The organism is Psychrobacillus sp. FSL H8-0484 (genome assembly GCF_038005325.1).
In the GTDB taxonomy this organism is placed as follows: domain Bacteria; phylum Bacillota; class Bacilli; order Bacillales_A; family Planococcaceae; genus Psychrobacillus.
Genome location: NZ_JBBOSZ010000001.1, coordinates 1,038,289 through 1,055,788, shown reverse-complemented (window position 1 = coordinate 1,055,788; position 17,500 = coordinate 1,038,289). Strand labels below are relative to the sequence as shown.

General features: G+C 35.3%; 23 protein-coding genes. 7 read left to right on the top strand and 16 right to left on the bottom strand.

The window, feature by feature from the left end:
* The first annotated feature begins 51 nt into the window (after nt 1-51).
* A complete protein-coding gene (locus tag MHH81_RS04805) occupies nt 52-567 on the top strand; it encodes a YjcG family protein (protein WP_340918536.1) in 516 nt (171 codons plus the stop codon).
* 3 nt (nt 568-570) lie between these two features.
* Nucleotides 571-1,002: a GNAT family N-acetyltransferase gene (locus MHH81_RS04800; protein ID WP_340918534.1), complete on the top strand. Its 432-nt coding sequence runs from the start codon at nt 571-573 to the stop codon at nt 1,000-1,002.
* A gap of 57 nt (nt 1,003-1,059) precedes the next feature.
* On the opposite strand, the gene MHH81_RS04795 is transcribed toward MHH81_RS04800, so the two are convergent.
* The 7 genes from MHH81_RS04795 to MHH81_RS04765 form a co-directional block, all read right to left on the bottom strand.
* Nucleotides 1,060-1,347: a hypothetical protein gene (locus MHH81_RS04795; protein ID WP_340918532.1), complete on the bottom strand. Its 288-nt coding sequence runs from the start codon at nt 1,345-1,347 to the stop codon at nt 1,060-1,062.
* Between the two features lie 102 nt (nt 1,348-1,449).
* Nucleotides 1,450-1,695, bottom strand: coding sequence for a stage VI sporulation protein F (locus tag MHH81_RS04790; protein WP_340918529.1), 246 nt, complete (start codon nt 1,693-1,695; stop codon nt 1,450-1,452).
* 32 nt (nt 1,696-1,727) lie between these two features.
* Nucleotides 1,728-1,868 (bottom strand): YjcZ family sporulation protein, encoded by a 141-nt coding sequence (locus tag MHH81_RS04785; protein ID WP_340918525.1) that lies wholly within the window; start codon nt 1,866-1,868, stop codon nt 1,728-1,730.
* A 66-nt stretch (nt 1,869-1,934) separates the two neighbouring features.
* Entirely contained in the window at nt 1,935-2,300 is a 366-nt protein-coding gene (gene spoVAE, locus MHH81_RS04780) for a stage V sporulation protein AE (protein WP_340918523.1), read from the bottom strand.
* Between the two features lies 1 nt (nt 2,301).
* Nucleotides 2,302-3,309 carry a stage V sporulation protein AD gene (locus MHH81_RS04775; protein WP_340918521.1) on the bottom strand — a complete coding sequence of 336 codons (1,008 nt, stop codon included), beginning with the start codon at nt 3,307-3,309 and terminating at the stop codon, nt 2,302-2,304.
* Nucleotides 3,303-3,758 (bottom strand): stage V sporulation protein AC, encoded by a 456-nt coding sequence (gene spoVAC / locus MHH81_RS04770; RefSeq protein WP_340918519.1) that lies wholly within the window; start codon nt 3,756-3,758, stop codon nt 3,303-3,305. The genes MHH81_RS04775 and spoVAC overlap by 7 nt, the downstream gene beginning before the upstream one ends.
* Nucleotides 3,758-4,153 (bottom strand): hypothetical protein, encoded by a 396-nt coding sequence (locus MHH81_RS04765; protein WP_340918517.1) that lies wholly within the window; start codon nt 4,151-4,153, stop codon nt 3,758-3,760. Before MHH81_RS04765 ends, spoVAC begins: the two co-directional genes overlap by 1 nt.
* A gap of 131 nt (nt 4,154-4,284) precedes the next feature.
* Here MHH81_RS04765 and MHH81_RS04760 point away from each other — a divergent pair, with 131 nt between their 5' ends.
* Nucleotides 4,285-4,797: a CotY/CotZ family spore coat protein gene (locus tag MHH81_RS04760; RefSeq protein WP_340918515.1), complete on the top strand. Its 513-nt coding sequence runs from the start codon at nt 4,285-4,287 to the stop codon at nt 4,795-4,797.
* Between the two features lie 105 nt (nt 4,798-4,902).
* On the opposite strand, the gene MHH81_RS04755 is transcribed toward MHH81_RS04760, so the two are convergent.
* The 6 genes from MHH81_RS04755 to MHH81_RS04730 form a co-directional block, all read right to left on the bottom strand.
* On the bottom strand, nt 4,903-5,226 hold the full coding sequence (locus MHH81_RS04755) for a hypothetical protein (RefSeq protein WP_340918512.1): 324 nt from the start codon (nt 5,224-5,226) through the stop codon (nt 4,903-4,905).
* A 141-nt stretch (nt 5,227-5,367) separates the two neighbouring features.
* Nucleotides 5,368-6,720: a magnesium transporter gene (gene mgtE, locus MHH81_RS04750; protein ID WP_340925118.1), complete on the bottom strand. Its 1,353-nt coding sequence runs from the start codon at nt 6,718-6,720 to the stop codon at nt 5,368-5,370.
* A 168-nt stretch (nt 6,721-6,888) separates the two neighbouring features.
* Entirely contained in the window at nt 6,889-7,809 is a 921-nt protein-coding gene (locus MHH81_RS04745) for an RluA family pseudouridine synthase (RefSeq protein ID WP_340918510.1), read from the bottom strand.
* Complete coding sequence (locus MHH81_RS04740; RefSeq protein WP_340918506.1) at nt 7,806-8,612, bottom strand: NAD kinase; 807 nt, start codon at nt 8,610-8,612, stop codon at nt 7,806-7,808. Before MHH81_RS04740 ends, MHH81_RS04745 begins: the two co-directional genes overlap by 4 nt.
* Nucleotides 8,613-8,786: 174 nt before the next feature.
* Nucleotides 8,787-9,434: a GTP pyrophosphokinase gene (locus tag MHH81_RS04735; protein ID WP_340918504.1), complete on the bottom strand. Its 648-nt coding sequence runs from the start codon at nt 9,432-9,434 to the stop codon at nt 8,787-8,789.
* A 31-nt stretch (nt 9,435-9,465) separates the two neighbouring features.
* On the bottom strand, nt 9,466-9,849 hold the full coding sequence (locus MHH81_RS04730; protein ID WP_340918501.1) for a UPF0738 family protein: 384 nt from the start codon (nt 9,847-9,849) through the stop codon (nt 9,466-9,468).
* 100 nt (nt 9,850-9,949) lie between these two features.
* Here MHH81_RS04730 and MHH81_RS04725 point away from each other — a divergent pair, with 100 nt between their 5' ends.
* The 4 genes from MHH81_RS04725 to MHH81_RS04710 all read left to right on the top strand — a co-directional run bounded on the left by MHH81_RS04725 (nt 9,950) and on the right by MHH81_RS04710 (nt 12,522).
* The gene (locus MHH81_RS04725; protein ID WP_340918499.1) at nt 9,950-10,525 is read left to right on the top strand and encodes a CYTH domain-containing protein; all 576 of its coding nucleotides are present in this window, start codon (nt 9,950-9,952) and stop codon (nt 10,523-10,525) included.
* A 48-nt stretch (nt 10,526-10,573) separates the two neighbouring features.
* On the top strand, nt 10,574-11,182 hold the full coding sequence (locus MHH81_RS04720) for a lytic transglycosylase domain-containing protein (protein ID WP_340918497.1): 609 nt from the start codon (nt 10,574-10,576) through the stop codon (nt 11,180-11,182).
* Between the two features lie 123 nt (nt 11,183-11,305).
* Nucleotides 11,306-11,704, top strand: coding sequence for a globin domain-containing protein (locus MHH81_RS04715; RefSeq protein WP_340918495.1), 399 nt, complete (start codon nt 11,306-11,308; stop codon nt 11,702-11,704).
* A complete protein-coding gene (locus tag MHH81_RS04710; RefSeq protein WP_340918493.1) occupies nt 11,701-12,522 on the top strand; it encodes a ClpXP adapter SpxH family protein in 822 nt (273 codons plus the stop codon). Before MHH81_RS04715 ends, MHH81_RS04710 begins: the two co-directional genes overlap by 4 nt.
* A 1,002-nt stretch (nt 12,523-13,524) precedes the next feature.
* Here MHH81_RS04710 and pepF read toward each other — a convergent pair.
* The 3 genes from pepF to mecA all read right to left on the bottom strand — a co-directional run bounded on the left by pepF (nt 13,525) and on the right by mecA (nt 17,317).
* Entirely contained in the window at nt 13,525-15,345 is a 1,821-nt protein-coding gene (gene pepF, locus MHH81_RS04705; protein ID WP_340918491.1) for an oligoendopeptidase F, read from the bottom strand.
* Nucleotides 15,346-15,394: 49 nt separating this feature from the next.
* The gene (locus MHH81_RS04700) at nt 15,395-16,561 is read right to left on the bottom strand and encodes a competence protein CoiA (RefSeq protein ID WP_340918489.1); all 1,167 of its coding nucleotides are present in this window, start codon (nt 16,559-16,561) and stop codon (nt 15,395-15,397) included.
* Nucleotides 16,562-16,651: 90 nt separating this feature from the next.
* A complete protein-coding gene (mecA, locus tag MHH81_RS04695; protein ID WP_340918486.1) occupies nt 16,652-17,317 on the bottom strand; it encodes an adaptor protein MecA in 666 nt (221 codons plus the stop codon).
* Nucleotides 17,318-17,500 lie beyond the last annotated feature (183 nt).

Here is a 17,500-nt window from a genome sequence, read left to right as displayed (position 1 = left end):
TGTTATAATTATTATGTGAGCTGAATAAAAATTACGAGGAGGGTATTAAAAATGAAATACGGTATTGTTGCTTTCCCATCAAAAAAGGTACAGGACTTTGCTAATTCGTACAGAAAGCGTTACGACCCTCATTATGCGTTAATTACACCTCATATGACGATTAAAGGTGTTTTTGAAGCAGATGAAAATGAAATCAAAACAATTGCTCAAAAAGTTGCAGAGATCGTAAAGGAACATAAACCCTTTACATTGAAAACTGCTAAAGTGAGTTCATTTGCACCTGTTACAAATGCTATTTACTTTAAAGTTGAACCTACCGATGAGTTGTTATCATTGCATGATGATTTAAATTCTATCCGATTAAGTGATTTGGAAAATTATGCCTTTGTACCTCATATTACAATTGCACAAAAAATGAATGCAAGTGAGCATGACGATATTTATCCGCAATTAAAAATGATTGGCGCAGAATTTGAGGAAGAAATTGATCGTCTTCACTTACTTTACCAATTAGAAGATGGTTCGTGGACTGTATACGAAACATTTAGACTGTCTGGAGCTGAATAATCATTGGTTTTCGCAAAAATAGTAGAAACAGAAAAAGAATATAATGATGCAATATTTATTAGAAGAAAAGTATTTGTGGAAGAGCAAGATGTACCAGCTCATTTAGAACTAGACGAGTTCGATTCAGAAGCTGTACATTTTATTGCTTATGATGGAGAAACTCCCTTTGGAGCAGGTCGTATTCGCAAGATAGAACCTTCTATTGGGAAAATAGAGCGAGTATGCATACTTGAGAACTATCGAGGGAAAAATCTAGGGAACTTAATAATGCAATCTATGGAAGATTACGCAATTTCAAAAGTCTTCCATAAGCTTAAATTAAATGCGCAAAGCCATGCTTTACCCTTTTATGAAAAAAGAAATTATATTATGACATCACCAGAGTTTTTAGAGGCTGGTATACCACACCGTGCAATGGAGAAGAGCTTATCATAAGAAAAACCGCTAACTGAAATATTTCGGTTAGCGGTTTTTGCTTGTTTTATACGATTGTTAAATATAAACGTTAACAATGTTACCTTTTCCATATATATCCACAATAATTGGTGATAATTTTAGTGGTTTCGGTTGGATAAAGCTTTTATATAATGGCAGTTGTTTAGATGGTTCTAGTTGTTCCGATAATTGCTTTTCTACTTGTTCCTCTAAATGATCCTGAAATAAGGATTTCATTTTCATACGAGAAACATTACTTATATAAGCAAAATTATATTCATCCATTAGCATCCGGTTCGCATAAATCTGCGCTTGTAATGGTTGAACTGGAATAATATAGCCCATTTTTTCAACCTCCATTTAAATATATATATACGCTATACCCATTTAAACTATTCAGTAAACCTAGCCTTTTTATTTACCAGAAATTTCTAATAAATAAATGAATTATAGCATTTTTTCTATGTCAGATAAACTTAGTGAATTTCCTTTTTGTAAAATAGAATTCGTAAGTTGATCCTCTAATTCTTTGTTAACAGGTTTATTTGCTAGCTTGCCAACTTTACGTACTATTTTACGAACCTGACTTTCATCCGTAAAATCTGCATATGAGATGGCATTGGCAAGCGTAAAAAGATCTTCCATTGATACACCAGTTTTATTTTCAATCGCTCTAAAAAATGAATTTGACACTTAATTTTTCCCCCTCATCTAATATTTTTGAATTAAGGGAGAAAGCTTGCTCCGACAATAATTAATAGAATGAATAAAACTACGATTAGTACAAATGTTGTGCTTTGTTTGCCACAACAATTATTATCGTAACCATACCCTGGATTTACTCCACCACCACAGTAGCCGTACATATCTTTCCCTCCTTTCCTCTTCAAAGTATAATATGCAGGGGGTTCGAGGGAATGAGGGCGATTCAACTAGTACGTTGTTTTCTTCTTTTGAAAAATAAATGCACCAATGATACCAAATAATATAGCTGAACTAATTCCAGAGCTTGTTACTTCAAACATTCCGGTTAATACACCTATAAACCCATGTTTTTCCGCTTCAGCCATTGCACCATGAGTTAGTGAATTTCCAAAAGATGTGATTGGAATAGTTGCTCCTGCCCCAGCAAAATCAATTAAAGGCTCATATAAACCAAAACCATCTAAAATGGCACCACATACAACTAGTGTGCTTAAGGTATGTGCCGGAGTAAGTTTAAAGCCGTCCATTAATAGTTGTCCGATGACACATATGAGACCACCGACAATAAATGCAGTAATTATTGATGAAATCATCTTAACCCCTCTTTTCCATTCGGCATTCTATGGCATGTGCGATACACGGGATTGTTTCCCCTTGTTGAAAGGTTAAAGGGGACAATAATGCTCCTGTAGCTACCAATAATACTCGACTAAATACACCTTTTTTTAGTTGACCATAAATATGACTAAAAAATACTGCTGCTGAACAGCCTGCTCCACTAGCTCCTGCATTGAAAAAACTGTCTTCTCCATAAAATTGAGCACCTGCATCTTGTAAAATAACACCACTATCCTCATCTTGAAACATTTCCTTTAATATCGACAACCCAATTTTCCCTAAATCGCCTGTCATAATGATGTCATAATCAGCCATTTTACTATTAGTATTAGTTAAATGTCTTTCAATCGTATCTCTTGCAGCAGGTGCCATGGCTGCTCCCATATGTAGAGGATTCTTTTGTTTGCCATCCACCACTCTACCAATGGTTGCATGCGATATAATAGGTGCATTCTTTGCTTGTTTCTGTAATAATGCAAAACCTGCCGCCGTAACCGTCCATTGAGCAGTTTTTGGTTTTTGTGCACCGTATTCAAGTGGATATCTAAATTGTCGTTCCACTGCTGGATGATGGCTTGAAGCTCCTGCTAAAATAGATTTTGCATTGCCTGATTCTAATAGTAGACATCCCAAAATAATTGATTCCACAGAACTCGCACAAGCAGAAAAAACCCCTAACAATGGAATAGATAGCTGCCTAGCAGCAAAATTGGTTGGGGACAGCTGATTAATCAGATCTCCACCTATAAATACATCGACGTTCTCTAGCTTTTCGTGACCTTTCTTTACAGCTACCGAACAAGCTTTTTCAATATAACGAGTATTGGCTTGTTCATATGTTTCATTAGGTTCATTTTCTAATGGAAGAATTTCATCAAACGAATCTGCAAAAGGACTTTGTTTTTCCATTGGTCCTACAATTACACCTGTGCTTACTATACTTGGTTTGCCCATAAATTGAAGCGTTCCAGTTGTATTCACCATGAGATCACTCCCATTTTAACTAGAATAGTTTTAATTAGGGCTACAATAAAGGCAGAAAGTACGCCAAATACAATAACAGAGCCAGCTAATTTGAACATATTTCCACCAACACCTAATACATAGCCTTCTGTCCTATGTTCCATGGAAGCAGAAATAACTGCATTTCCAAAACCGGTTACAGGTACTGCAGAACCCGCCCCACCAAACTGAGAAATTTTTTTATATAACCCTGTCCCTGTTAAAATCATAGCGATAAACACCATAGTTGCAACCGTTGGACCAGCAGCTGTTTTTTCTGTAAAGGAAAAAAAACGCATATAGAAAAAAGTGATAAGTTGCCCTATTGTACAAATAATTCCTCCAACTAAAAATGCTTTTAACATATTTACAAGTAATGGTGTCTTTGGGTTCTGTTCATCAACAATTTTTTCGAATTGCTTTTGATCCATTATGTCTCTTCCTTCGATAATGATTTTATTTTTTCAATCGCTTCTACCAGTTTATCTTCTTTTAATTGTTGGTCGATTACTTTTTCAATCTCCCATTTAATTTTTAGATCTCCTGTGACCATCACCTCTTTGTTTGGAAATTTCTCTTCTAATTCTTTCGTTATTTTAGTTGTAATTTTTTCCATTTGAAATCGTTTCATTCTTTTTATATCTAATGCAACAAGTAAATCATTTTTATCCATGACACTTTTAAATCCATTTATCGATTCTTGTTTTTTTAGTACTTGTTCAAGTTGTGTAGAATCACTTTCTGAATAGATATTTTCCTTTTCTTCTGTATTTGAACACGCTGTGATAAATAGAAAAAGTAGAACTACGTACATTACTTTTTTCATGGAATACTTGCTCCTTTTAAAATAGTATGTACGCTGAAAAATGAAATATACAAGGTGTACTGAGGTATTTGCCCTTATCTAAAAAGAGAAGCTACATAAATTAGAAAGAGGTAAGAAGGAGGTGAAATTTAATGGGTTGTGGAAGAGTTGAAGATGTAAGAGATGGCAAAAGAAATGACCGCTGCGTTTGCGATGTGGTTCGTGCGATTAAAGACATTCAAGATCAAGCCACAGATGATTGTCCAGGTTGTCCTACTAGTTGCTTTTTAGAACCACTTGGAGGCCTTAGTCCTGCTCGTCGTAACCAAGCGGACACACGAGTTTTTATGTTATTAACGGAAGATGGTACACCATTTAAAGCATTTTTCAGGGATAGTGATATCTGTGATAACAATTGTATTTCTGTCTTTTTCAGAGTTGAAGATATCTTTGATAGATGTTGTGCAACTTTACGCGTATTAGAACCAATTGACAAAGATAGAAGAGAAGTAGATCTATTGAATGATGATGGTACAAAAATTGATCTAAGAAAACTTTGTAAAGTACGAGATTTCAGATTAACAGGAAGTTGTATCACAGTTGACTTGGATTGTTTCTGTGCAATTGAATGTGTAGCAGATGTATTTTTAGATGTATGTGACTGATCGTTTTAATACTGTAGTGTCTATTCCGTTCGGGTCATTACCGAACGGTTTTTTCGATACTAATTTTCAAAATAAAAAGCTACCCACGCTAAGGGTAGCCAATAATCATTTCATAATACTTCCACGCCAAACGATTTTTTTCACTTGATCCACTCGGTAAGTGATTAGCTCTCCTGCACCAAGAAAAAATGTCACATGCTCGTCATCTACTTTTTCTACTTCCCCTTGCAGAAGTACACCATCTTCCAAATGGAATACGAGTGGTCGATATGCTTTACGTTGAAATGGTTTTGCTAGAAATTTCATTTTTTCTACTAGAGCAATTGTTTTAGCTGACATATATTTTCGCATTTCGTATATCGATGTACTTTCATCTAGTACTTCTAAAGGCACTTCTAAGGGCTCTTCTAAAGGCACTTCAAAAGTCACTTCTATCCGCTCCCCAGGGGGTAGATGAAATACAGGAGGACCTGTTATAAAGAGTAAAGGGTCATTAAAAGAATTCACAGACACATCCTTTTTCCTTTACTTTATGCACCTATATTTAAAAATGTGAAAATTGCCTAATACTTATAAGGATGATATAAATAATGTTGCAAGACCGAGATATATTAAAATACTTACGACATCATTGATTGTTGTGATAAAAGGACCCGATGCAACAGCAGGGTCGATTTTCATCCGATGAATTAGTAAAGGTATAAAAGATCCTCCTAGTGTCGCAATAAAAATAGATGCAAAAATAGCCGTGCCCACTAAAATACCAATTAATAAGTCATGCTTCCAAAAGAAAACGACTCCTATCACTAACAATCCGCAAATTAAACCAGTAATAAGCCCCGTTCCTGCTTCTCTAAATAATAATTTCATTTTACTTTCTTCTTCAATATCACCAGTTGCGATACCCCGAACTGCAACCGCTAATGCCTGCGTCCCACTATTACCGGCCATACCAGCGATTAAAGGAATAAAAACTGCAAGTAACGCGACTTTATCTAGAGTTTGCTCAAAAATACTCATTAAATTCGCCGTCATCATGCCTAAAAATAATAAGATAACAAGCCAAGGAAGTCTTTTCTTTGCTGCTTGTAAAGGACTTTTATCAAAAGTATCCATATCTGAAACAGCCGCTAGCTTGGAATAGTCGTCAGATGCTTCTTCATCTAAAACATCAATAATATCATCCACCGTAACAATACCAAGTAGATGCTGCTCAAAATCTACAACTGGAACTGCTAAGAAATTATAATCTTTAATGGTTCGTGCTACTTCTTCTTGATCTTCACTCACTAACACACTAACTACACGTTCGTTCATAATTTCTTTAATTAGTGTATCTTCCTCCGCGATGATAAGGTTTCGAAGAGAAATAACTCCCGTTAAGCGATGAGACTCATTCACAACAAATAAATAATAAATTGTTTCTGCATTGGGTGCTTCACTTCTTAAAATGGTCATAGCAGATCGACAAGTGGAATTTTCAGGAATAGCAACATATTCCGTTGTCATAATGGATCCTGCAGTATATTCCTCATAATGTAACAAGTCTTTAATCTCTTGGGCAGATTCTTTATCCATTATGCTTAAATAACTAGCTACTTGATCTTTTCCTAACTCGTTAAGCACGTCTACTGCATTATCTGCATACATATAGGAAAGCATATCTGCTGCGTATACTGTGTCCATTTCTTTTAAGTAAAACTCGTAGCGCTCTTCATCAAATTTTGTGGCCTCAAACAACTCCGCCATTTCTTTAGGAGATAGGTAGTGAAAGATTTTCTGTCGTATTTCTTGGTCCACCTTTTCAAAAAATAGCGATTGGTCATACGGGTGAAGTTGCATAAAACTCTCTCTAAATTCATGCATTAATCCATTACTTAAATAATTTATTAGATTAGTTTCCTCTATTAATAATTCATTCATTTCTTCTTTCACACTTATCCCTCCTCTCGGCGATTTTCATTATTTATTGTATGTTGTTAATAATCAATAAGCAACAGCAATCTTACCACATTCATTATTCCCCGGGAAATTATTAAAAAACTATACCTATTTAGTTGAATGAAAAATCCCACTAATTCCTCCTGAATTTCAGGTTCTACTAGTGGGAATAAATTGTATAATCTCGCTCATGTCTCTAGGAAAAGGGGATTCCAATTTAAGGGGCTCATTTGTAAATGGATGAATCAATGTCAATTCTTTTGCATGAAGTGCTTGCCGTTCTATCAAAGTTAAGCTGCCCCCGTATAAATCGTCTCCAATTAAAGGGTGCCCAATGGACATCATATGTACACGTATTTGATGCGTTCGTCCAGTATGCAAATTTAGCTTCACATGCGTTAGCTCTTCTCCACTTATAGTAAACCTATTTAATACTTCAACAGACGTTTTAGCAAATTTACCCTCAGGAGAAATCATACGCTCAATGATACTACTATTTTTGCGACCAATAGGAGCATCGATTATAAATTTATCTTTTTCTACATGCCCATGAACAATGGCTTCATATGTTCTAGAGATGTCATTAGATTTTTGCATTTCACTTAATAGATGATGCGCATGACGATGCTTCGCCACACAAATAATGCCTGAAGTATCTTTATCTAATCTAGTAACAATATGGACCGTAGATGTTAGTCCATTTTCCTCTAAGTAGCCCGCTATTAGATTGGCAATTGTACCATTTGGATGCTCTCGCGATGGGATTGTACTTAATCCAGCTTCTTTTGTCAGCATTAATAGATGGTCATCTTCAAAAAGAATCGGAAATACACCTTTTTGTGCAACTAAGCCTTCACTTTTCTTCTCATCCGGAAAAATAATTGTAACGATATCCCCTATTTGTAATGTATGGCGAACCGTTTTTTCTTCCCCGTTGACAAGAATCAGGCCGCCTTCATATTTAATACTGGTTAATGCTTTTTTGGAAATACCGTATTGTCTAATTGCATCTCTTAATAAAATAGACGATTCCTTCATTTCAAAAGTAAGTTTTAAAGCGTGGCTTTTCATTTTTCAAGGTCACTATCTATAAAAGAATCATGTACTCTTTGCCAAAACGGGAAAGGTCTAAACCTCGCAAAACGAATTTTTTCATCTGCTACTCGGTATTTAATGGATTGCACATCCTTATGCAATAATTGTAAATGATCAACTGTTACCATAAAATCAGGTCCCTTAACAGGTTTCAATAGACACGTATGGTGCTTTGGTAATACTAGAGAAGAACCTACTGTTCGGAAAACACGATTATTTATAGATGCTATTTCAGCAAGTTGCATTGTTTCTAATGATGGATGCACGATAGAACCTCCAAGTGCTTTGTTGTATGCTGTACTTCCAGAAGGAGTAGACATACATAACCCATCGCCTCTGAATCGCTCAAAATGATTCCCATTTAACTCCACATCCATTACTAAGGTAACGTCAGGTGATTTTACGGTAGATTCATTCACTGCAAGGTAAACAGAGCTATCTTCTCCGTGACGATAATTAATCGTTACTTCCAAAAGAGGATATTCGATTACTTCAAACTCCTTTTTTGCAATACTTATAACTAATTTTTCAATTTCAGCTGGTTTCCAGTCTGCATAAAACCCTAAATGACCCGTGTGAATACCGACAAAAGCAACAGAACTTGTTAAATGCTTATACTTATGAAAAGCATGCAACAGCGTCCCATCTCCGCCTATAGATAACACGATATCTGGATTTTCTTCATCTAATATAAGCCCAAAATCAACTAAATACGTCTTTGCACTTTCCATTAAATGGTTGGATAGATCATCATTTCGAGACTGAATAAAAAATTTCATCTTTCACGTGACCTCTTTTCCGTTTGATTTTCATAGTTCTTACAGTACATAATGTGAAACTACAATCAGTGAGGAATCTTCCCACTGATTGTTTGTTGAAACACTCGGGCTTTTACTTACTTTATACCTTCTACTTACGAACCCAGATTTTATGGAATGCTTGCTGTGGAAGTTTTATTGCCCGTTAATGCGAGGTAGCTCTTTATTTTCACTAAAGTATTTCTGCGCTTCTTGTATTTCTCCTCGAATCAACGACATCTCTTCATCCAATCGAAAAGCAGCTTCTGCTGCATATTGTAGTCGTTTCTTAATTTCTTCTGGAAAAATACCCTTATACTTATAATTTAATGAATGTTCTATGGAAGCCCAAAAGTTCATGGCAAGAGTACGTATTTGTATTTCAGCTAATATATTTATTTCGCCATGTATTGTTTGAACGGGATACTCAATTATCATATGAAATGATCGATATCCACTTTGTTTTTTGTGAGAAATATAATCTCGCTCTTCAATGACCTTTATATCTTTTCTACTACGCAATATGTCTACTACGGTTTCAATATCATCTACGAATTGGCACATCATCCGCAAACCAGCTATATCAGGAATTTCTTTTGCCAATGTATCAGAAGGTTCAAATACAATACCTTTTTCAAGTGACTTGTCATAGATACTAGCTAACGGTTTAACTCGACCCGTTACAAATTCAATTGGGGAATTCGTATTCTCAATTTCAAATTGTGTACGCATCCCCTTTAACTTAACTTTTAATTCGGAAACTGCTTGCTTGTACGGCTCTAAAAAACGTTCCCATTGCCCCATAAGCTCTACCTCCACTTCACTTGAACTTTTTCTATGCTTTTAGTATTTCCTTGAAAGCTTCTTCTACTGCTTTTGAAAAATCATTACCGTAGTTATTATTGCCTTCAATGTTAAAAATAAGCATTTCAAGTTCTTCTTTAAACATATGTAGAGTTAGTTCAACATTCCCATATTGTAATGTAGGATCTTGGGAAGCTTTTAAAGTGTTTACTAGCAATGGCCAAACATCTTGTCCAAATTTAACATAGTGATACCCAGTTTCATCCTCTAATAAGTAGACAAATGATAATGAATCGGAGTCCGTAATCATCTGTCCTCCTGCTTTTATATTTGGTCGGATTGATGTTTCTTCTATTGTAAATCTTATATCATTTTCTAATTGCACTCCACTGTGCACATAATACGTAATAGGCAAAATAAATCGTTCCTTTCTGTGCATTCTACCCATTATTTTAACATATTGAAACTCATTGCAAACCGTCTATAATAGAAATAATACGAAAGGTAGTGAAAATGTGCATTCTGAACAAGAAATCGAATTTAAAAATTTACTAACAAAAGCAGAATTTGAACGATTCATCACATATTTTGAATTAAAGCCATCCGATTTTCATAAACAAACAAATTATTATTATGATACGGCAGATCAATATTTTAAAGAAAAGAAAATGGGTTTTCGTTTGCGGGTGTTACCTAATCGAAACGAATTAACATTAAAGATTCCTGTACATGACCATGTAATGGAAGAAAAAACAAAATTATTGTCGAATGCAGAGAGAGAGGCCATTATACATCATCTTCATTTTCCTACGGTACCCTTTCTTGAGCCATTGGTGGATAAAGGTCCCTTAATTTGTATCGGGAGTATGCAAACAAACCGAGCAAAAATAGAGATGGATAACGGAATCCTTTTTTTAGATCACTCTCTTTATAGTCAAACGGAAGACTTTGAGGTAGAATATGAGAGTAAAGATGTCGAAAATGGTCAAAAATTCTTTCTTCATTTAATGAAGAAACACAGTATTCCCATTCGATATACGGACAAAAAAATTGCTCGTCTCGTAACATATATCAATTCGTTGAAAGGTTGATGGCTTATCGATATTCAATCTCTAAAAACTTTAATAGAAATAAATGCAATGCAATCTTTTGGGAGTGTCCAAAGTATTCAAAGTAATTCTTCTACTCCTTTGTTTTCTGAATTGCTAGGACAGATGTATCAAACTACAGGAAATAATTCAAATTTAGAGAATATGTCATCCTTATTTTATAACGGCGATTCACCTGTATACTTACCATCCAATTTGTCCTATCAGCCTGAAAGTTTGGTTAGCTCCTTTTCGACATATGCACCAACTACTTCCATGCCTTCATCTAATTATGATGAGATCATTAAACGTGCTTCCGAAGCATATAATGTCCCAGAAAAGCTTATATCATCTGTTATTAAGCAAGAGTCAAATTTTGATCCTTCTGCAACTAGTACTGCAGGAGCATCCGGTTTAATGCAGTTAATGCCAGGAACAGCTAAGTATTTGGGAGTGAAAAATATTTTTGACCCCGAACAAAATATTATGGGTGGAGCAAAATACTTGCGCCAAATGCTTAATCAGTTTGATGGAAATATGGAAACTGCCCTCGCTGCATACAATGCTGGCCCTGGTGCAGTGAAGAAATATGATGGGATTCCACCTTATAAAGAAACACAAGACTACGTGAGAAAAGTATTAAACAACTACCAAACGTAGTCAGAAACGGCCAATTAATAGGTCGTTTTTTTGTATACGAACTCTATAACAGTCTAATTGTTTGAGATATTTGGCTTGGATTGATAGAATGATTGTAGTGCTAAAGCAAAGGGGTAAAGAATAATGACACAGAAACCAATACTTCCTTTCGACGAGATCGGAGCAGAGAAATTATCACAGCTTGTCGATACGTTTTACAATAACGTTGCAAAACATCCAAAGCTGAAGCCAATCTTTCCAGACGATTTAACAGAAACCGCTAGAAAACAAAAACAATTTTTAACGCAATACCTTGGCGGACCTAATTTATATACAGAAGAGCATGGACATCCAATGTTAAAAATGCGTCATAATCCTTTTTCTATTACACCCGAAAGAGCTGAAGCTTGGCTATCCTGCATGAGTGATGCAATGGATACTGTCGGACTCGACGGAAAGCTTCGCCAAGATTTATATAGAAGACTTGTACTTACTGCCAACCACATGGTCAATCAAATGAGTCATGAGGAGGAAAAAATGTGACAATAATACAAATTCCGGCTGAAACGATCGCATCTCCTATTATAAACAAGCCTATTGAAATGTATGTTTTTCTTGATCCGCTTTGTTCAGCTTGTTGGGATTTGCAACCGATAATTCGGAAGTTGCAAGTGGAATACGGCCAGTATCTAGCTATTCGAACAGTACTAGGTACACAATTGAATAATTTAAATACTGCTTGCCAAATGCCAAATGAAAATAGTTCTAATACTAATTGCGAATTACAGCATATAGAACACTCTGTTTTACCTTCTATCGCAGTGAAAGCAGCAGAATTTCAAGGAAAAAAAGCGGCTCTTCGTTTTTTTAATAAAATACAGGAACATCTATTTTTACAAACTAAAAATGTAACTTCTTTTTCAGTCCTTCAAGAACTTGCAAGTGAAGTCAAGATAGATGTAGATGAATTTACACAGGATATACAATCAAAAGAGTGTGCCCGTTCCTTTCAAAGTGATTTATCCATTACTTGTGAAATGGAAGTAGATTCGTTTCCAAGTATAGTATTCTTTAATGAAAACATAGAAGATGAAGGCATCAAAGTATCTGGCATATATTCATATAATATTTACGTTCAAATATTACAAGAAATGTTATATGATGTCCCTAAGAAACAAGAAACGCCAGCTCTTGATAAGCTTTTTGATCGTTTTCATTCCTTAACGACAAATGAAATTGCAGACTACTATAATATCACCCAACAACAAGCGGAAAGAGAGTTAAAAAAACTCTTGTTACTTCAAAAAGTAGACCGAGTTGTTCTTCCTAATTCAGTCGTTTGGCGATTAAAAAATAAATAAATAAACAAATAAATATATGAATTGAATGGCCCACCAATAATTTGGTGGCCACTAAAAAACTTATGCTTTTAAAACAGAAAATTCTTTTTAAACAAAAATCTGGCACTTCTTGTTCAAGTTTGAACAGGAAGTGCCAGATTTCTTTGTCTTACACGGAATAAAGTATAGTTGATTTCCGCTATAGGCGGACGCTTTCCGCGGGGTGAGCGATAAGCCATCACCACAGCTCACGCGTCGTTTGTGATGGCTTATCTGTCTCACTCATCCCGCTGGAGTCGCCGCCTGTCGCTTCAATCAACGAAGTCATAAATGTTCGTATTTTAATGAAAAAGTACTATTTATGAAATTAACTCGTTTGTATAAATTAAATTGTCTTTCCCTGTGATTCCGTTGCAGGCGGACGCTTTCCGCGGGCGGTCCGTGTGCCTCCTCGTCGCAAGCTCCTGCGGGGTCTCACCTGGACACGCTTTTCCCGCTGGAGTCGCCGCCTTCCACTCCCATCACCATAAAACAACCTAGATGTTATATTTAATCAAAAAGCTCCGTATCGATCATGTTTCGTCATAAAATATATGCTTCAAAAAATAACAGCCTAATTTAACAGAGCCTCTTACAAAAATAAAACATAGAAAACCCCTTTCCTCAGTTAGGAAAGGGGTTTTCATTTTACAAAGGGGATGGGAGAAATGTTCACGTTCAAACAAAGGGGTGTATGTTTTCTTGTGATTTATTTCACACTCTTACTTTAGCACGCCCCATTTAGAAATACAATGTATTAGAGCTACCTTTCACAAATTCGCCATACATTAGACGTCTAACCTTATCAAATAACAAAGACAACCTAAAAAAAGCACAAGCTCGCTTTTCTCTTGATCGTAATCGATTCGCTTTGGACAAAGAGAAAGTTACTCCACTACTAAGAGTCTAGCATGGAGAAAAGTCATACTTCTTTTCCCTTCAAAAAATCAAGCTGACTTTTCGTCAGCTTGATCTCATCTTTATCTATTCAGCTAATAATAATTGTTCTAGTTCATTTAATTTTTCTTCAAATACACGACATGCCTCTTCAATTGGAGCTGCTGTATTCATGTCTACTCCTGCTTTTTTCAAGACTTCAATCGGATAATCAGAGCAGCCCGCTTTTAAGAATTCATTAATGTAACGATCTACGGCAGGTTTACCTTCTGTTAAAATCTGATTGCTTAGAGCAGTTGCAGCACTTAGACCTGTGGCATATTGATATACATAGTAATTATAGTAGAAATGAGGAATTCTTGACCATTCCAATCCTATTTGTTCATCAATAACAATGTCATCACCAAAGTATTTTTTATTTAATTCATAGTATACTTCTGTTAATTTATCCGCTGTTAAGGCTTCTCCATCTTGATCTAACTGATGAATTACATGCTCGAACTCAGCAAACATGGTTTGACGGAAAACAGTGCCACGGAATCCTTCTAGCCAATGATTTAATAGGTAAATACGTTTCTTTGGATCATCAATTGTTTTCAATAAGTAATCGTTCAATAAAGCTTCGTTACAAGTAGAAGCTACTTCAGCTACGAAAATGGAATAATCTCCGTACACATAAGGTTGATTTGCACGCGTGTAGTAACTATGGATACTATGTCCAAATTCATGAGCTAGCGTAAATAGGTTATTCACGTTATTTTGCCAGTTCATCAAAATATATGGGTTTGTACCATACGATCCTGAAGAATAGGCTCCCGAGCGCTTTCCTTTCGTTTCTACAACGTCTACCCAGCGATTTTCTAGTCCTTGCTTCACAATGGATACATATTCTTCACCAAGTGGTTCAAAGCTATTTAGCATCGCCTCACACGCCTGGTCATACGTATATTCCATATCAAGTTCTTTCACAAGTGGTGTATATAAATCATACATATGCAGCTCGTCTACGCCTAATACTTTTTTACGCAAGCTAACATATTTATGAAGTAAATGAACGTTTTTATTAATGGTCCCTACTAAATTATCATATACACTTTCTGGAATATGATTTCCAGACATTGCTGCTTCACGTGCAGAGGTATAATTTCTAATTTTAGCGTTCACATTATCCCCTTTAACATTTCCACTTAAAGTAGAGGCAAATGTATTGCGAAACTTGCCATATGTGTCATACATAGCTTTAAATGCGTCTTCTCGCACGCGTCTATCTTCGCTTTCTAAGAAGCGTGAAAAACGGCCATGTGTTAATTGCACTTCATTTCCATCAGCATCTGTGATGTTCGGAAACTCTAAATCTGCATTGTTTAACTTCCCAAACGTATCAGATGAAGCTCCTGCTACTTCGGAAAATTGTGCTAACAATGCTTCTTGTTCTTTTGGAAGCACGTGTGGACGTTCTTTATTGATTTCTTCTAAAAGTTGACGATATACTTGAAGTTCTTTATTTTCATCTAGATAAGATGATAGAGTAGATTCATCTAATGATAAAATTTCCGGTACTAAAAATGATAACTCTGTTGAAACTTTTACATATAATGATTTTATACGGCTCTCCATTGCCTGATATGTGCTATTTGCTGTATCCTGATCGGAGCGCATATGCGCGTAAGTATACAGCTTTCGCAAGCGACTTGTAAGTTCATCACGATAAATCAATACGTCTAATAAGGCATTTGGACCATTTCCTATTGTCCCTTGAAAAGAGGACGCTTTTTTAGCTAGTGCAGAAACATCTTGAAATTCTTTTTCCCATACATCATTAGAAGCAAAAATGTCTTCTAATCTCCATGTTAAATGTTCCGCAACTTCATCACGCGTTAAGATTTTATTATTTGTTTCAGCTGACAAGATAAGCTCCCCTTCCATTTGTTTCGATATTCGAATCACCATTATTTTCTCAATTTTCTGGGCACTTTGCAAGGAATTGCCTATAAAGTAATTGATTCATTTTAGAAATGCTGCACTTGCTTCTATAAACGACATTTTCTGATTGAATTATACATTTTTTTAATACAAACAAATATGACTTTACTGCTTCTAGCTTGAGTTCTGATTGAGTGGGTCCTATTGGTCGATTGATTAGAAAAGATTGACATTGTAAGTGAGATGCTTGATGAATGGGGATATTTAAGGAATACAAATAATCGATAAATTGAGTTTGCCACTCCACAGCATGTACATGAAATGACTCTGCAAAGATAGTTGGAATCCCTATAAATAGAGGAAGCTTTTTAGGTTGTAGTTGCCATCTATAGCAGACTTGTAAAAAGGCTGATTGAACTCCTTTTTTATTGTAATAGTATAGATTGTCTATATGCTTGAACCGATGCTCTTTATAGATGCTTAAATACTTTTCAAATTCCTCCAAAGAAATATGTTTTACGAATGCAAATGGCCAGGTTTGGTTTGTAATAGGTAACTTTTTTACTTTGACGATATATAGATTTGCTCTTATATGCAATAAGTTTGAAATATAATGAAAGTATTTTGTTTGGGGACAGTAGGTGATAATCATTTTTCCGTATGTGGGGGATACGAGGAAAAATTGTTGGCGAAATGAGGATAGTTGCATTAGCCCTATTTCTTGATTGGGGAACTCTGAGATGGAAGGTGTTCTTAATATCCAAAGTGGGATTATTTGCCGTATTTTATAGCCTGCATTACGTTTATTAATTGTAGAGGGTAGTATTTGGCTGCATTGAAATTCAATTGCCACTTGTTCTTCATTCGTTTGCAGTAAAATATCTGGTCGCTGCTTGAGCGTTTGAATAAATGGCTCTAGTTGACAATTTAAGTTCAATTGATGAAAAAAAGCATAGAGTTGTAGTTTACCGTTTAAATGATCTTCACTTTCTCCTTCTGAAAATAACTGAGCACATTCGGCATTTCGCTTATGAGCAAAATGAGGAATATTAATGGTACCACTCTTCAAAATAACCTCCTCTTGGCATTGCATGCATAGAAAAGTACTTCTTTCCTTTAGTTCTTTCAAACTTTCCTGTGAATAATTGGCCGGAATAATAATTTCTCCTTGTTTTGTAATAGCCGTTAGTATGATAAACACCTCCTATTAAAAATGTACAAACTCTCAGCAATTAAATCAAGTGATAAGAGAATAGTTGGCCAAAAAAAAAACCTTCTGAAACAGAAGGTTTTAAAAATGTTTATTTAATTCTTTCAAGACATCATTTGCAATTATTTCTTTACCGTATTCTTGAATCATATGAATGGTTGTTTTTGTACTAAGACCAAATTCAGAAATCACGCTTAGTGTATTTAATACTGATTCAAATTCAACCACCTCTATATTAAAGCTTACATGTAAATAATACTTTTCCTCATAGTGGTACAGAGATGTTTTGAAATTTACTTTCTCTAGTTTTTTTGCTAGACCAAGTACATCATCAAAGTTCTCAAATTTAAATGTATACTCAGAAGGTATTTCATCTAAATCATCCATATAATTCGAAAAATCATCAAACTCATGAGGTCCTATGGAGCTAGAGACTCCATTTTTAAATATTTTGTTTGATACATCTTCCATTTCATCACTATCATCTGATCGTTCATCCTTAGCCAATTCCGTTCGAGTGACAATTACTTCCAAACCTTTTTCCATCGCATGAACTTGTATCCATAGTGGGCCATCCAACTCGTCAAAATGGTCATCATCATGAACCTCATCCATCATCTCCCAAAAAAGCTGCTCGCTCTTATCTTTATTAAACCATATTTCATCTCGGCTGAAGCCTCTTTCTTCAATGTCGATGTATGAAATGTATACTTTGAAAGTGTTATCATTGATACGCTCGATATCCATTTAACACATCTCCTTTCGCTTCTTACCGTCTCATTATTGTAGTGTCTTTTACTATTGTATGTTGTTTACGAAAAAAAGAAAAGGATTCCTGCTTCCCTTTTTAAATTATTAACTAAACTATATGCATTTTATGAAAATTTAATTATGAATGTAAGCGAAAAAAGAAAAGCTGATTATTTTTCA

What these genes read in the sequence shown, in the direction of transcription:
- MHH81_RS04745 (WP_340918510.1), bottom strand. Translation starts at nt 7,809, where the DNA reads ATGAAAAGCCACGCTTTAAAACTTACTTTTGAAATGAAGGAATCGTCT.
- MHH81_RS04720 (WP_340918497.1), top strand. Translation starts at nt 10,574, where the DNA reads ATGCAATCTTTTGGGAGTGTCCAAAGTATTCAAAGTAATTCTTCTACT.
- MHH81_RS04785 (WP_340918525.1), bottom strand. Translation starts at nt 1,868, where the DNA reads ATGTACGGCTACTGTGGTGGTGGAGTAAATCCAGGGTATGGTTACGAT.
- MHH81_RS04805 (WP_340918536.1), top strand. Translation starts at nt 52, where the DNA reads ATGAAATACGGTATTGTTGCTTTCCCATCAAAAAAGGTACAGGACTTT.
- mecA (WP_340918486.1), bottom strand. Translation starts at nt 17,317, where the DNA reads ATGGATATCGAGCGTATCAATGATAACACTTTCAAAGTATACATTTCA.
- MHH81_RS04775 (WP_340918521.1), bottom strand. Translation starts at nt 3,309, where the DNA reads ATGGTGAATACAACTGGAACGCTTCAATTTATGGGCAAACCAAGTATA.
- MHH81_RS04765 (WP_340918517.1), bottom strand. Translation starts at nt 4,153, where the DNA reads ATGAAAAAAGTAATGTACGTAGTTCTACTTTTTCTATTTATCACAGCG.
- spoVAE (WP_340918523.1), bottom strand. Translation starts at nt 2,300, where the DNA reads ATGATTTCATCAATAATTACTGCATTTATTGTCGGTGGTCTCATATGT.
- MHH81_RS04795 (WP_340918532.1), bottom strand. Translation starts at nt 1,347, where the DNA reads ATGGGCTATATTATTCCAGTTCAACCATTACAAGCGCAGATTTATGCG.
- MHH81_RS04760 (WP_340918515.1), top strand. Translation starts at nt 4,285, where the DNA reads ATGGGTTGTGGAAGAGTTGAAGATGTAAGAGATGGCAAAAGAAATGAC.
- spoVAC (WP_340918519.1), bottom strand. Translation starts at nt 3,758, where the DNA reads ATGGATCAAAAGCAATTCGAAAAAATTGTTGATGAACAGAACCCAAAG.
- MHH81_RS04735 (WP_340918504.1), bottom strand. Translation starts at nt 9,434, where the DNA reads ATGGGGCAATGGGAACGTTTTTTAGAGCCGTACAAGCAAGCAGTTTCC.
- MHH81_RS04715 (WP_340918495.1), top strand. Translation starts at nt 11,306, where the DNA reads ATGACACAGAAACCAATACTTCCTTTCGACGAGATCGGAGCAGAGAAA.
- MHH81_RS04740 (WP_340918506.1), bottom strand. Translation starts at nt 8,612, where the DNA reads ATGAAATTTTTTATTCAGTCTCGAAATGATGATCTATCCAACCATTTA.
- mgtE (WP_340925118.1), bottom strand. Translation starts at nt 6,720, where the DNA reads ATGAATGAATTATTAATAGAGGAAACTAATCTAATAAATTATTTAAGT.